Here is a 14486-nt window from a genome sequence, read left to right as displayed (position 1 = left end):
TGTATTTTCCTTAACGTCCTGAAAGCTCCTGCCAGGTTATAATTTCGCCCCCGGATTGTGCCTGCACTTTGCGCAAACTGTCCATAACTGAAAAGGCGGCCACATTGCCATTCATCGGCGACTGCAATTTACTGTTTGAGAGGAAATAAGCTTGCTCCACGTTCACAAAAGGATGCCCGCCGGAGAAATCCGTTACATAGATGCCGGCAATTTTTTGATTGTGCAATGCGCCGGATTGCATATAGGCCAGCACGCAATGCATATCATCGAATCGCAACACTTTCCCTTTTTGTGTGATCAGCTCACCGGCAAACTTTGCATCCATAATAGTCATCCTGCAATTATCACAGATATCCGATCCGTATTGGATGGGTTGTGGCGACTGGCTGCAGCCTTCCAGTGTTATGGAAGTGAAACCGATGAATGGCAACAGCATAAGCAGGGGAAGTTTATTTGTTTTTTTCGCCGCTTTTCTGCTTCTCAGAAAATCCCAGAAGGCCGCTCCGATGATGAGCGCACCACAGATCGCGAAAACAAATCCGCCGGTATCCGGGAATGAAAAGGCGTTGAAGTTCAATAACTGCTTATAGCCGATCAGCGGTGGCTGATAAGCCATTCCCGGAACCTGTATGGGAGCAGTCGGATCCAGGTTATGACCGTAGGTATATTCCCAGATATAAAAATCCGTTAAGGACGCCGCGGCAATAATCACAAACAACAATGCATATAACCGCAGGTAAATGCTCCTGTTCAGCAACAGAACCAATAGCCCCAGCACTGCGTAGCCGATGATGAGAAAGGGCAAAATTTTGAATTCGATAAAATCTTCTTCATGTAAAGTCTTCATTCCTATATAGTGATTCAGGCCGTTAATGACATCAACGCTGCCTGACAGTTTTGTAGCCCATATTTTCATAGTCAGTCCTTCCGGATATTGTGGTGCAATAAGTGATATTTTCCAGATAGGAAGAAAAAGCACGCTGGCCATGGCGATGCTCGAAACAAGCACAATCACCCTGATTACAGTTGTTAATTTATGCTTCATAATACCCTGTTTTATCATATGAAATCACGTTTGAGCAAAATGACTTTTCGGTTCACACCGGTTCTTAAAAAAAGGAGCAGCGCACGGCTAGTCGCTGCTCCTGCAACAAACCTAACCTCACCTCTTACGGATTTGTTTCCGGCTCACTCATGCCCGTACTGAAACTCAGCGGCAGGTTGCTGGAGGCCGGTGATACCCTGAGGTATCCCTGCATCTCCTGGTGCAATGCGCTGCAGAAGTCGGTACAATAAAAAGGTACAACCCCAACCTGGTCCGGTGTAAACTTCAGGGTCTGCGTTTCGCCCGGCATAATGAGTATTTCCGCCGTATTAGCTCCTTTGATGGCAAAGCCATGCGGCACATCCCAATCCTGTTCCAGGTTGGTCACATGAAAATAAACCACATCGCCCAGCCTGACGCCTTCAATATTATCCGGGACAAAGTGCGAACGAATAGAAGTGATGTAAACATCTATCCGGTTGCCTTTTCGCTCTACCCTTGCTTCTTTTTCTCCTTTCGCAACGAATGGATTTTGATTTTCTTCAATCTTGAAAAATTTTACCGAGTTTTTATTAATCACATCTGCTGCCACAGCCTGTGCATAGTGCGGTTCGCCCACCGTCGGAAAATCAAGTATCAGCTTCATCTTGTCGCCGCTGATATCAAATAACTGCGCGCTTTGTGCCAGTTCAGGACCCGTTGGCAGGTAGCGGTCTTTGGTAATCTTGTTGTAGGCAATTACATACTTCGCATTGGGCTTGCGTGAATCGCCGCCCGGAATGCAGAGGTGGCCAATGGAATAATAAGTAGGAGCCCGGTCAACAACCGTAAGGTCTTTGATATTCCATTTTACTATTTCAGAAGAAACAAAGAATGAAGTATAAGCATTGCCTTTACCATCAAACTCCGTATGCAAAGGGCCAAGGCCGGGTTTCTTCACTTCGCCGTATAAAACAGATTCATATTTTAAAACGGGAATGCTGTCATACCTGCCAATGAAATCCTTTTTTGAAATCGCATCCATCATCTTGGTGAAGGAAAATACGGGAATTAAAGCAGCCAGCTTGCCGCTGCCAACAATATACTCGCCGGTTGGATCAACGTCACAGCCATGCGGCGACTTCGGGCAGGGAATAAAATAGACAAGACCTTCAAGCTCCGTGGCATCCAGTACGGTTACTTCATTCTCTATGGATGAAGTGGCCATGTGCGTTTTGTCGCTGTAAACATTATGGGCATACTGCACTTTTTGCACTTTCCCTTTTCCGGCTTTCACATACTCTTCCGCCTTCTTCCAGTTCACGGCCATGATAAAGTCCTTATCCTTTTGGGAAGCATTCACTTCGAGAAGGGTGTTCGCCTGTTCCGTATTGTAACAGGAAAAGAAGAACCATCCGTGGGAAGGGCCTTTACCGGCATGGCTCAGGTCAAAATTCACACCCGGCAGCAGCAGCTGAAATGCAATTTTCATGTTGCCGCTTTCTTTATCCACGCTGATAAAACTTACCGTGCCGTGAAAATTCTTTTTATAGGTATTGATAGGAACATCGCGGTTATCGCCCATGGGAACACTGAACCTGGTACCAGCCACCACATACTCCGTGTTTTCGGTGATGAATGGCGAGGAGTGGTTGCCTGCGCTGTTGGGAATTTCAATGATTTCATCTGTCCGGAAGGTGGACAGGTTGATACGGGCAATGCGCGGCGTATTATTCCCGTTGCCAAAAACCCACCTGCCGTCTATTTCGCCATTGGTCTGTGATAATTCAGTGTGGTGCAGATCATCCCATGGTACAAATCCGTGCGAGGTATTCAGCATGGGTGTTGTATTCTCATTGAAGCCATATCCGCTTTCAGCAGATTGCGTGAAGACGGGTATGATACGGAGCAGCCTGCCCGATGGCAAGCCATATACACCGATCTGGCCGTTAAAGCCACCGGAAACAAAATTGTAGAATTCATCATATTTTCCGGGAGCAACATACACCTGCTGCGCGGCATCACCCGACACTGCCTGGGCGGCATTTTTGGTTTTACATGACTTCAGCAGAAAAGCCATGGCAATTACTGCGGCTATTGCCAGCAGGTATTTAACGGAAGTTTTCATGTGAATTGATTTGCTTTAACAATTGAAAAGAAAATATTATTTAACACCATCATTCTGGCGCATGAATTCGAGCACTTTCCTGGCATCTTCATCCGTCAGGTTCTGATTCGGCATCCTGATAAGACATGTTTCCAGCATGGCCTGTGCCTGGGCATCTTTATTCAGCATTTCATCGGTATTGGTGGAAAAGTTCATGATCCATTCCGGCGCCCTTCTGCCTGTAACTCCTTTCCAGCCCGGCCCTACAAGTCTTTCTTCGGTAAGCTTGTGGCAACTGTAACATTTCATATCATACACGGCTTTGCCTGCTGTGGCTAATTGTGCATCCAGCGTAGCCGGAAGATCCACACTTTTAAACTTGCCGATGCCCCGGTTGTTTTCGGCCTCATCCTCCAGTTCAGGATGTTCCGTTGCTTCCTTAGCGGGCTGATAGGTATCACCGGATTCATTATTTCCTGTATTGTCCTGTCCGTTGTTTGAACAGGAGAAGACAAACGCCGCTAACGCGCATGCGAGAAGGTAATTTTTCATGGGATGTCTGTTGATTGGTTACAAAAATCAATTTTCGAAAAATACCATTTTATGATATAAATCATGTTATTACCTAACCTAAATCATATTCCAGGGGTTGCTTTTGCTGAAAGGATTCCTTCCCTTTGCATATGCTGATCAGGGCAATGCGATATAAATCTTGCCCGGACCTCCGGTGTATGTTAAAGAAGCATGCCATCCATCTGAATCCTGCATCCGCTTCCTGCGCGGTATGTGCTTCACGGGGCGAATCCATCTTCTGTGCGCTGAAGCATAAAGAGTTACAGGAAATTGACCTTGAAAAAGGATTCAACCAATATGAAAGAAACCAGAAAATATTCCAGGAAGGGAATCGCCCGCTGGGCCTTTACTGTATATATAAGGGACGGGTGAAAGTGTATAAAAGCGGATTCAACGGCAAAGAACAAATCATCCGGCTGGCGAAAGAAGGAGATGTGTTGGGTTATCAGTCGCTGATCAGCGGTGAGAATTATATAGCCTCTGCCGAAACACTCACTGAATCAACCGTGTGCTTTATTCCAAGAAACATTTTTTTCGCGCTGCTCCATAAAAACGAGGACTTACTGCTGCAGGTTATGCAATTGCTCTCCCATGATCTGAAGATTGCGGAGAATAAAGTGGCTACACTTTCACAAAAGCCCGTTCGGGAAAGAGTGGCGGAAACCTTGTTGCTTTTAAAGGAAACATATGGCCTTGACGACGACCAGGCAACACTCTCCGTCGTACTCACACGCGAAGACCTTGCAAATATTACCGGCACGGCCACGGAAACGCTCATCCGGATACTGTCTGAATTCAGGCTCCATCATATAATAGAACTGAGCGGGAAAAAGATTAAGATACTGGATATGGAAGCCCTGCTGAATGCCGCAGCGGTTAATGACTGACCGGCAATAGTCACATTCGATGAAAGTTGATCCTGATCATTTTTTGGCACAATGAAGCAACGGTAATTTTACATGCCACAAAAAGCGGAGTATATGAATCAACGGCAACTTGTTACGGCGAAAGAAGCAGCAACCGGCCGAATGCATGCAACAGGTGACGCTGCTTTCATTATGGATTATTTTTCTAAAAAATCATATTATCAATATCTCCACAACCAGGTTGTATTTCATGAAAATCAACCTGTAGAGGAAATCGCTTGCCTGATAAAAGGAGCAGCCAGGATAACGAGAATCATCAATGAGAAAGAGTTCACGTTATCGATTGCAGGGCCCGGACAGATTTTCGGGCTGGAGATTTTTACCGACCGCGCCTGTTTTTCGCACACACTCACTACCATTGAACCCTCTCTTTTTTGTTTTATCCGCAAACAAGAATTCAAAACGGCCATCCGCAACGACGCGTCCTTTGCGCTGCAGCTGATGAAAATAATGCAGCGGGAAATCAGCCGTCTCGAAGACCGTTATAATCAGTTACAATACCAATCCGTGCAGGCAAATATTGCTGCATTGATTATTGAATGCAGCAGCAGGCGCCCTGACGATCTGGATAAACGCAACGGATACGGCGTTGATGTCAGCGACCTGGCAGATATGGCACGCATCTCTGAAAGCCACCTCTATCGCGTTCTTGATGAATTCAGTAAAAAGAAATACCTTCAGTTGGCACAAAAGAAAGTGGTTGTGCTCAATTTCGAGGGCTTGAAATCGGAATCCGTTTCAGGCAAATGATAAAAGTCATCATTTGATTGTTGCCGCTTTTTGCAAGTTTGCATCAAACTCCGCCATCTTGAATAACCCGCTCACAACGCAAAAGCTGCTCTGCTTTCACTGCGGCGATACCTGCAAGGATGAATCGATCAGCCATGGTGATAAAATATTTTGCTGTGAAGGCTGTAAGCTCGTGTATGAACTGCTCAGCGAAAACAATCTGTGTACATACTATCAGTTAGACAGTCATCCCGGGCAAAAGCCTACCTCACTGCAAAGCCGGCGGTTTGCCTGGCTTGATGATGAAACGGCTGAAACACGCCTGCTCACTTTTTCCGAACGGGATCGCGCATCCGTTAAATTCTCGCTGCCACAGATACATTGTGCCTCTTGTATCTGGCTGCTGGAAAACCTGCATACCATTCACCAGGGAATCATTCATGTATATACCGATTTTCTGAAAAAGGAAGCATCTGTTACATTCAACAGAAACAGGATTACACTCAGGCAGGTTGTGGAAATACTGGCAGACATCGGTTATGAACCCGACCTCCGGCTAAGCGATCTTGATAAAAAGAAACAGTCCGCCGTAAATCGCGACTTGCTGTATAAAATAGGTGTAGCCGGATTTTGTTTTGGCAATATTATGATGCTGAGTTTTCCCGAATACTTAACGGGCGTCAGCGACATAGAACCCGCACTGCGCCATTTTTTCAGCTATCTCAACCTGCTGCTTGCACTACCGGTATTCTTCTATAGTGCCGGCGATTACTTCGTGAACAGCTGGAAGTCGGCGCGCATGAAATATTTCAGCATTGACTTGCCCATTGCACTCGGGCTGATAGCTATGCTTCTCCGCAGTACGTATGAAATTGTTTCGGCAACCGGCCCTGGATTTTTTGATTCCATGACGGGCCTGGTATTCTTCCTGCTCACCGGCCGTTTTTTCCAGGATCTGACCTACAGAAATCTTTCCTTTGAACGTGACTATACTTCATATTTCCCGATTGCCACCACCGTGAAAAGAAACGGAATGGAAATTTCAACACCTATTTCCAATATCAGGCCGGGCGACAAGATTGTCATTCACAGCGAAGAGCTTATTCCCGCAGATGCCATGCTGCTCAGCGAAGAAGCAAGTATAGATTACAGCTTCGTAACCGGAGAAGCCTTGCCAGTTAAAAAGAAAGCAGGTGACTTGATTTATGCCGGCGCCAGGCAAAAGGGGGCCGCTATTGAATTAACAGTGAAAAAAACCGTGCAACAAAGCTACCTGACCCAACTGTGGAATCACCAGGGGTTCCAAAAAAACAAACATGCTTCTCTTTCCACGCTCTCTGATAAAATCAGCAAGTATTTTACTATCGCCATTTTGTCGATTGCAGGCTTCACTGCACTGTATTGGTTACCGAAAGATGTTCACCGTGCTGTAATTGCCTGCACTTCCATACTTATCATTGCCTGTCCCTGCGCATTGGCCATTACCGTCCCTTTTACTTTTGGCAATATCATCCGCATGCTGGGGAGAAATAACTTCTATTTAAAAAATGCCGCAGTAGTGGAATCGATTGCCGGAACGGATACAATCGTGTTTGACAAGACCGGTACCGTTACGGTGCAACAGGCAACACCACTGCAATATGAGGGTGAAGCGCTCACCGAAGAGGAATGGCGTATGGTAAAAAGCCTAACGGCACAATCAATGCATCCGCTCAGCAAAAAAATTAGCGGTTGGCTGTCAGGGTATCAACCATTAAAAGTGAGCCGTTTCACGGAAACTTCCGGCGCAGGTATCTTTGGTGAGTATGAAGGTACCGGCATAAAAGTGGGCTCGGCTTCATTTGCAGGCGCTCCGTCTGCATTGATGCATGGAGAAATTGATAATGATGCACGAGTTTACATTTCCTTTGATGATAAATATGCAGGCAGCATTCGCATGACCGGATCGCTGCGGGAAGGGTTCGCGCAGCAGATCGGACTTTTACGAAAAGAATTTCAGCTCTATCTGCTCAGTGGCGACAGGGACGGAGACCGCAACAGGATGGAAGCGATATTCCCCGACAGGCACAAGCTGCATTTTCAACAGACACCCGTCGACAAGCTGCATTTCATTGAACAGCTGCAACAGGAAGGGAAGCAGGTGATGATGATTGGAGATGGATTAAACGATGCCGGTGCATTGCAGCAAAGCAATGTTGGCATCGCAGTCAGTGATGACCTGGTACAGTTTTCCCCCGCTTGCGATGCAATTCTCAAAGGCAGCGAATTCATTAAACTTTCTTCCTTCATAAAATTGTGTAAGTCATCCGTCCGTATCATCTGGCTTACGTTCGGTATTTCTTTATTATACAACCTCGTGGGCATTTCCTTCGCCGTGCAGGGCGAACTGTCTCCCATGATAGCAGCGATATTGATGCCCGTAAGTTCCATCAGCGTGATCCTGATAACCACTCTAGCCTCAAGGTGGAGTGCCCGGAAGCTCAGCTTATAAATTGAATAAGGCATGCGGAAATTACCGATAATCGCCATGCTGCAGCACTAAGCATTTCATCTTTTGATCATGCTGATGAAAGGATACAGAAACAACACAGAGCGTGTTATTAATTTAAATTGAAATTGATCACGGTTTTCTTATAAAATTCTTCTATTTGTATAATGCAATCATATTTTACTGATAAATCTCATGCTTTCGCTTGATATTTATCATGCTGACGGCTGACTTCTGAAAATAGTTTTATGCCCTCTTTATGACCGCACTGATCCTCCTTATTTCCTGCAGTTTATTAGTGGCCGTAGGATTCCTGCTGAGTTTTCTCTGGTCGGTAAAAAACGGGCAATACGACGATACTTACACGCCGTCTGTCCGTATGCTTTTTGAGAATGAACTGAATGAGAAACAGCCAGCGGAACAAACGGCTTCAAACAATAAAGAACAAGAACCATACAATCATCCATCAACCTAAAAACGTTTCAACCGTGAACCAACCTGTGCAAATGGAGCGCTTTGATTACGACAATAAGATTGTACGTAAATTTTTAATTGCCACTGTCTTATGGGGCGCCGTCGGTATGCTGGTAGGGCTTCTGGCCGCCTTAGAACTTCCTTTTCCCTGGCTGAATGGCGGCATTCCATGGATCACCTTCAGCCGCATAAGGCCGGTACATACCAATGCAGTCATTTTTGCTTTCGTTGGCAATGGTATTTTCATGGGTGTCTACTACTCATTGCAACGGCTGCTGAAAGCGCGCATGTTCAGCGATCTGCTCAGCCAGCTCCACTTCTGGGGATGGCAACTCATTATTGTGCTGGCAGCGGTAACGCTTCCACTCGGCTACACCACAAGCAAAGAATACGCTGAACTGGAATGGCCGATTGATATCCTGATTGCACTCGTATGGGTAATATTCGCGATTAACATGTTCGGCACCATGATTCGCCGGCGTGAACGCCACTTGTATGTTGCAATCTGGTTTTACATAGCAACCGTAGTTACCGTGGCGGTGCTGCACATTGTTAACTCCATCGCCCTGCCTGTTACGCTGATGAAAAGCTATTCCGTTTATGCAGGCGTGCAGGATGCCCTCGTGCAATGGTGGTACGGGCATAATGCCGTGGCATTTTTTCTTACCACGCCTTACCTCGGACTGATGTATTACTTCCTGCCCAAAGCGGCCAACCGGCCGGTTTATTCCTACCGTTTGTCCATTGTGCATTTCTGGGCGCTGATCTTCCTCTACATCTGGGCAGGGCCACATCACTTGTTATATACCGCATTGCCCGATTGGGCTCAGTCACTCGGCACTGTATTCTCCATCATGCTGCTCGCACCTTCCTGGGGCGGAATGGTGAACGGCTTACTCACCTTACGGGGAGCATGGGATAAAGTGCGCGAAGAGCCGGTGCTGAAATTTATGGTGGTGGCTGTTACAGCTTATGGTATGGCTACATTTGAAGGTCCGTTGCTTTCCATTAAAAGTGTAAACGCCATTTCACACTATACTGACTGGACGATAGCGCATGTACACGTTGGTGCATTGGGCTGGAATGGCTTCCTGACCTTCGGCATGTTTTATTGGCTCATTCCCAAATTGTATGGCACTACAATTTATTCGAAGAAGCTGGCCAACAATCATTTCTGGATTGGTACCATCGGCATTCTATTTTATGCGATTCCGATGTATTGGGCCGGCTTCGCCGAAAGTTCTATGTGGAAAGAGTTTACGCCGGAAGGATTTCTCCGTTACCCTAATTTCCTCGAAACCGTCAGGAATATTATTCCAATGTATGATGCCCGTGCGATTGGCGGACTGATCTACCTCGTTGGCGTATTCATCATGATATACAACCTGTGGATGACTGCGCGCCAGGGCAAATTCATCGGCGATGAAACCGCGGAAGCAGCTTCTCTCAAAGCACAGGAATTACATGGCGGTCATACACACTGGCACCGCAAACTCGAGCGTACTCCCATCCGTTTTGCTTTTATCGCACTGATCGTTATCATGATCGGCGGATTAATTGAAATGATCCCAACCTTTATGATTAAGTCCAATATCCCTACCATATCCAGCGTAACGCCTTACACGCCACTTGAACTCGAAGGCCGTGATCTGTATATCAGGGAAGGTTGCAACACCTGTCACTCGCAGATGATCCGGCCGTTCCGCTCCGAAACGGAACGCTATGGCGAATATTCCAAAGCCGGCGAGTTTGTATATGATCATCCTTTCCTGTGGGGCTCTAAACGCACCGGTCCCGACCTGCAACGAGAGGGCAATAAATATCCGAATGCATGGCAATACAATCACCTTGTTGACCCAGGCAGCATGTCACCCGGCAGCATCATGCCGTCTTATGCATGGCTTTCAGAAAATAAATTGAGCACCGCGCACACTACGGATAAGATTCATGTGATGCGCAAGCTTGGTGTTCCCTATGCAGACGGATATGAAGCGGAAGCAGAAGCGGATCTGAAGAAACAGGCAGCTGCCATTGCAAAAGATCTCAATGATAACGGGGTACCGGTAAATGGCGATGAAGAAATCATAGCCATCATCTCTTACCTGCAACGCCTAGGAACTGATATTAAAAAAGCACAAACCGTAAACAACAATTAACCATGTTTCAGAATGTTCTTTCTTCCATCAATGGTGTAGTCATCTTTCCTTTGATCTCTTTTGTTGCATTCTTCCTGTTTTTCGGAGCAGTAGGCATCTATGCTTTCATGCAGGATAAGCAACAAATCAAAGAGCTCAGCGAGCTTCCATTCAGTGATCAGGTAACCGGTGAACACAAGAATAAATAACTCTTAACATTTATAGCAGACGTTTTAAGAAAAATTCCGCCATGAAAAAATTTAAAGCCAACTTATTCATTGCAGCAATCCTCTTCACGTTTTCCTTTCCCGCCGCTGCACAGGAAGTTGCAACAACAGCATCTTCTTTTCAGGCTTACCAGTCATTTTATTATGTTATTGGAGCATTGCTGATCGTGATGTTCTTTATGGTACTCACCATGCTCCGGCTGGCGAAGCTGATCAGCGAGCAGCATTACCACATCCTCCATGGCAAGCCCATGGAGACAGCATCTGCGGTGCAGCAACAGCAGAAAGAAGACTGGATGTCTAAAATGTGGAAGAACCTGACCGCTTCCGTACCAAAAGGCGTTGAAAAAGATGTGATGCTTGATCACAATTATGACGGTATCCGCGAACTCGATAACAGGATGCCGCCATGGCTGCAGTATATTTTTATTTCAACCGTCCTGGCAGCAGTATCTTATCTTTTTGTTTTTCATGTTTATCATATCGGAAAACTGCCACGGGAAGAATATGCCGCCGAGCTGCAGATGGCTGCAGATCAAAAATCCAAAATGTTGCTGACAGCAGGCTCTGCCGTTGATGAGTCGAGTGTGAAACAGCTGACTGACGCAACGGCCCTTGCCGGAGGAAAGTCGATTTTTATTGCAAAGTGCGCTGCCTGCCATGGACAGCTTGGTGAAGGTGGTGTTGGACCGAATCTGACTGACGACTACTGGCTGCACGGTGGTTCTATTTCCGAAATATTCAAAACAGTGAAATACGGTGTTCCCGCAAAGGGTATGGTGAGTTGGACCGGCATACTCAAACCCGAAGAAATGCAAACCGTGGCAAGTTTTATCATGTCGCTGCATGGAACAAATCCGCCAAATCCGAAAGCCCCGCAGGGAGATAAGCTGGTTCCGCAAATCACCACAACCGCCGATTCTGCTGCCGCATCAGTTGATACCACAAAAGTGAAGTCGTAAGGCTGACGGCAATGCTGCAATGTTGAGTACTCCTTATATTTAAGTATTAATGACGCATCCTGTAATAGAACCCGAATCATTCCGCGACACCCTTTCCATAGTTGATGAAAAGGGAAAACGCCGGTGGATGTATCCAAGGTTTCAGGCAGGCAGGGTATTCACGCGCAGAAATATTTTTGCATATCTCATGCTGGCGCTGCTGATTATCGGGCCGTTTCTGCAGGTTGACGGCCATCCTGTTTTTCTTTTTAATGTGCTGGAAAGGAAGTTTATCGTGTGGGGTATCGCTTTTTTCCCGCAGGATTTTTTCCTGTTTGGTCTCGCCATGCTCACCTTTTTTGTTTTTATCATTCTGTTCACCTCCGTGTTCGGCAGGTGGTGGTGCGGCTATGCCTGCCCGCAGACAATTTTCATGGAATTCGTTTTCAGAAGAATTGAATACTGGATTGAAGGTGATGCCTTGCAGCGCCGGCACCTTGATAAAGCAGAATGGACCGGAGAAAAAATCTGGAAGAAAACGACCAAGCATATACTTTTCTTCATCATTTCATTTTTTATCTCTAATATTTTCCTGGCTTATATCATCGGCCTGAAAGCGCTGGAAAAAATTATCACAGAACCATTGTCCGAACACTTCGTCGGCTTCCTTGCAATTATCATATTCTCCGGCGTGTTTTACTTTGTATTCGCATTTCTGCGCGAACAGGTCTGCATCGGTGTATGCCCTTATGGAAGACTGCAGGGAGTGCTCCTCGACAAAGATTCAATGGTAGTTACGTATGATCATGTGAGGGGTGAACCGAGAGGAAAACTGAACACTGCCGGAGCAGGTGACTGCATTGATTGCCATTTATGTGTAGCAGTTTGCCCCACCGGCATCGATATCAGAAATGGCACACAACTGGAATGCATCAATTGCGCGGCCTGCATTGATGCCTGTAATTCCATCATGCATAAAGTAAACCGACCGGGCGGACTGATTCGCGTTGCATCGCTTCGTCAAATTTTAACCAAGAAGGGGTTTACGCTCACGCAGCGCATGGTTGGCTATGCCGTGCTCTGGATAGTTTTGATTTCCATCTTAAGCTACCTGGTGTTCTCCCGTCCTGAAGTGCAGACCACCATCCTTCGCGCACCGGGACAACTATTTCAGAAACAGGAGCATGGTTTTGTTTCCAACCTGTATACGGTCAACCTCGTTAATAAATCATTCCACGATCATCAGGTAAAGCTGCAAGTATTGTCGCCGGCAAACGCCGGCATTACCATGGTAGGTAAAGAACTCTCCGCCAAAAGCGAAGAAATAAGCGACGGAACTTTTTTTATCACCCTGCCACAAAATGATATCAAGACTGTTAAAACAAAAGTGGAGATTGCTGTTTATTCCGGCGGGAAAAAAATTGATGAAGTAGAAACTACTTTCATTGGCCCCGTTTACAAAACTAATGCAGGGGAAGAACACGAAGAACCGGAGAAAGAGGAAAACAAAGAAGCTGATAATCACTGAAAACAAAATGATGAAATTAAACTGGGGCGCCGGAATTGCCATGGCATTTACACTCTTTGCAGCAGGAATGATGTTCCTGGTCTGGATGTGCGTGCAACAACCACAGGATCTGGTAAGTGCTGATTATTATAACAAAGAGCTTGCCTTTCAGCAGCAAATTGACCATGCTTCCAATGCCGGGAAATTATCAACGCCGGTTGAATTCACTTACAATGCGGCCGATCAGTCTGCAATGATCAGTTTTCCTCAGGAGTTCAATTACCAATCCATCAGCGGTACACTGCATTTTTTTAAACCGGACAATGCGGCATTGGATTTTCAATTACCGGTGCATCCCGACAGTACACTGAAACAGATGGTGCCTGTTGCTGATCTTAAAAAAGGCCTCTGGCATATTAAGGTAGAATGGAAATCGGGTGAAAAAAGTTTTTACAAAGAAGGAAGTGTTGTTATTAGATAAAACTCTTGCGGTAACATGATGATCTGGAGCGGCTTTTTTCTTGGTTTGCTGGGAAGTTTTCATTGCGTAGGCATGTGCGGGCCGCTTGCCATGTCATTGCCTGATAATGCCTCATCTGATACCGGTTTTATCAGCGGCAGAGTGCTTTACAACTTCGGGCGTGCTGTTACCTATGCTTTGATGGGTGCCGTATTCGGGCTCATCGGGTATGGATTTAATTTTTCCGGCATACAACAGTTTGTCAGTATCACTATTGGTATTCTTTTGATCGGAAGCGTCATGCCGCTTTTTGCCAAAGCAAGGAACCGGTGGTATTTCGGATTTTCCAATGTCTTAAAAAAAATGCTCGGACCGTTGCTGCTGAACGCATTCGCTTCCAATCTTTTTGTAATTGGATTGTTGAATGGCATGCTGCCTTGCGGATTCGTTTATATGGGCATTGCCGGTGCACTGCTCACCGGTACAGCAGTTAATGGTGCACTTTTCATGCTGCTCTTTGGGTTGGGCACATTTCCTCTGATGATGTTGCTTTCTGTAAGCCGCAGATTTGCCACACCGCAATTACGTTTCCGCATCAACCGTCTCATGCCTTATGCTGTCATGGCAGTGGGTGTGTTATTGATACTGCGCGGGTTGAATCTGGGCATCCCTTATGTTAGCCCTGATCTCACGATGGACGAAACACATGCTGCAAACTGCTGTCATAAATAAGTTTGCGTTGATACCGGTGTTTTAATCCACTTGTTTCGGGTATTCCCGAAAATGTTTTTAGATCTATACTACACATGAGCAAATTATGATACGGATGCTTTTTTGCAGTTCAATATTATTGTGTGGCAATAATGAATGGGGTTTCCTTTGTTGCTGGACATAC

13 protein-coding genes are annotated in these 14486 nt (G+C 46.1%); 10 read left to right on the top strand and 3 right to left on the bottom strand.

Features of this window, described 5'->3' with window-relative positions; all coding sequences use genetic code 11:
- Positions 1–10: 10 nt before the first annotated feature.
- The 3 genes from K1X61_08715 to K1X61_08705 form a co-directional block, all read right to left on the bottom strand.
- The gene (locus K1X61_08715) at positions 11–1045 is read right to left on the bottom strand and encodes a nitrous oxide reductase accessory protein NosL (protein MBX7108712.1); all 1035 of its coding nucleotides are present in this window, start codon (positions 1043–1045) and stop codon (positions 11–13) included.
- Positions 1046–1169: 124 nt separating this feature from the next.
- Positions 1170–3152: a Sec-dependent nitrous-oxide reductase gene (nosZ, locus tag K1X61_08710; protein ID MBX7108711.1), complete on the bottom strand. Its 1983-nt coding sequence runs from the start codon at positions 3150–3152 to the stop codon at positions 1170–1172.
- A gap of 36 nt (positions 3153–3188) precedes the next feature.
- Positions 3189–3683 carry a cytochrome c gene (locus K1X61_08705; GenBank protein MBX7108710.1) on the bottom strand — a complete coding sequence of 165 codons (495 nt, stop codon included), beginning with the start codon at positions 3681–3683 and terminating at the stop codon, positions 3189–3191.
- Between the two features lie 179 nt (positions 3684–3862).
- Here K1X61_08705 and K1X61_08700 point away from each other — a divergent pair, with 179 nt between their 5' ends.
- From K1X61_08700 to K1X61_08655, 10 genes are all read left to right on the top strand, one after another.
- A complete protein-coding gene (locus K1X61_08700; protein MBX7108709.1) occupies positions 3863–4591 on the top strand; it encodes a Crp/Fnr family transcriptional regulator in 729 nt (242 codons plus the stop codon).
- Positions 4592–4663: 72 nt separating this feature from the next.
- Positions 4664–5380, top strand: coding sequence for a Crp/Fnr family transcriptional regulator (locus tag K1X61_08695; protein ID MBX7108708.1), 717 nt, complete (start codon positions 4664–4666; stop codon positions 5378–5380).
- A 58-nt stretch (positions 5381–5438) separates the two neighbouring features.
- Positions 5439–7850, top strand: a complete 2412-nt coding sequence (locus K1X61_08690; GenBank protein MBX7108707.1) for a heavy metal translocating P-type ATPase metal-binding domain-containing protein — start codon at positions 5439–5441, stop codon at positions 7848–7850.
- 256 nt (positions 7851–8106) lie between these two features.
- Positions 8107–8322 (top strand): cbb3-type cytochrome oxidase assembly protein CcoS, encoded by a 216-nt coding sequence (gene ccoS / locus K1X61_08685; GenBank protein ID MBX7108706.1) that lies wholly within the window; start codon positions 8107–8109, stop codon positions 8320–8322.
- Positions 8323–8347: 25 nt separating this feature from the next.
- Positions 8348–10477: a cytochrome-c oxidase, cbb3-type subunit I gene (gene ccoN / locus K1X61_08680; GenBank protein ID MBX7108705.1), complete on the top strand. Its 2130-nt coding sequence runs from the start codon at positions 8348–8350 to the stop codon at positions 10475–10477.
- 2 nt (positions 10478–10479) lie between these two features.
- Positions 10480–10665, top strand: coding sequence for a CcoQ/FixQ family Cbb3-type cytochrome c oxidase assembly chaperone (locus tag K1X61_08675; GenBank protein MBX7108704.1), 186 nt, complete (start codon positions 10480–10482; stop codon positions 10663–10665).
- A 41-nt stretch (positions 10666–10706) separates the two neighbouring features.
- Positions 10707–11645: a c-type cytochrome gene (locus K1X61_08670; protein ID MBX7108703.1), complete on the top strand. Its 939-nt coding sequence runs from the start codon at positions 10707–10709 to the stop codon at positions 11643–11645.
- A gap of 49 nt (positions 11646–11694) precedes the next feature.
- Positions 11695–13152 (top strand): cytochrome c oxidase accessory protein CcoG, encoded by a 1458-nt coding sequence (gene ccoG, locus K1X61_08665; protein ID MBX7108702.1) that lies wholly within the window; start codon positions 11695–11697, stop codon positions 13150–13152.
- Positions 13153–13159: 7 nt separating this feature from the next.
- Positions 13160–13612 carry a FixH family protein gene (locus K1X61_08660; GenBank protein MBX7108701.1) on the top strand — a complete coding sequence of 151 codons (453 nt, stop codon included), beginning with the start codon at positions 13160–13162 and terminating at the stop codon, positions 13610–13612.
- A gap of 15 nt (positions 13613–13627) precedes the next feature.
- Positions 13628–14323, top strand: a complete 696-nt coding sequence (locus K1X61_08655; protein ID MBX7108700.1) for a sulfite exporter TauE/SafE family protein — start codon at positions 13628–13630, stop codon at positions 14321–14323.
- Positions 14324–14486: the final 163 nt, after the last annotated feature.

This window comes from Chitinophagales bacterium (assembly GCA_019694975.1).
Taxonomy (GTDB): domain Bacteria; phylum Bacteroidota; class Bacteroidia; order Chitinophagales; family UBA10324; genus JACCZZ01.
Note: the sequence above shows the minus strand (reverse complement) of the source record. Positions and strands in the feature narration are given on the sequence as shown.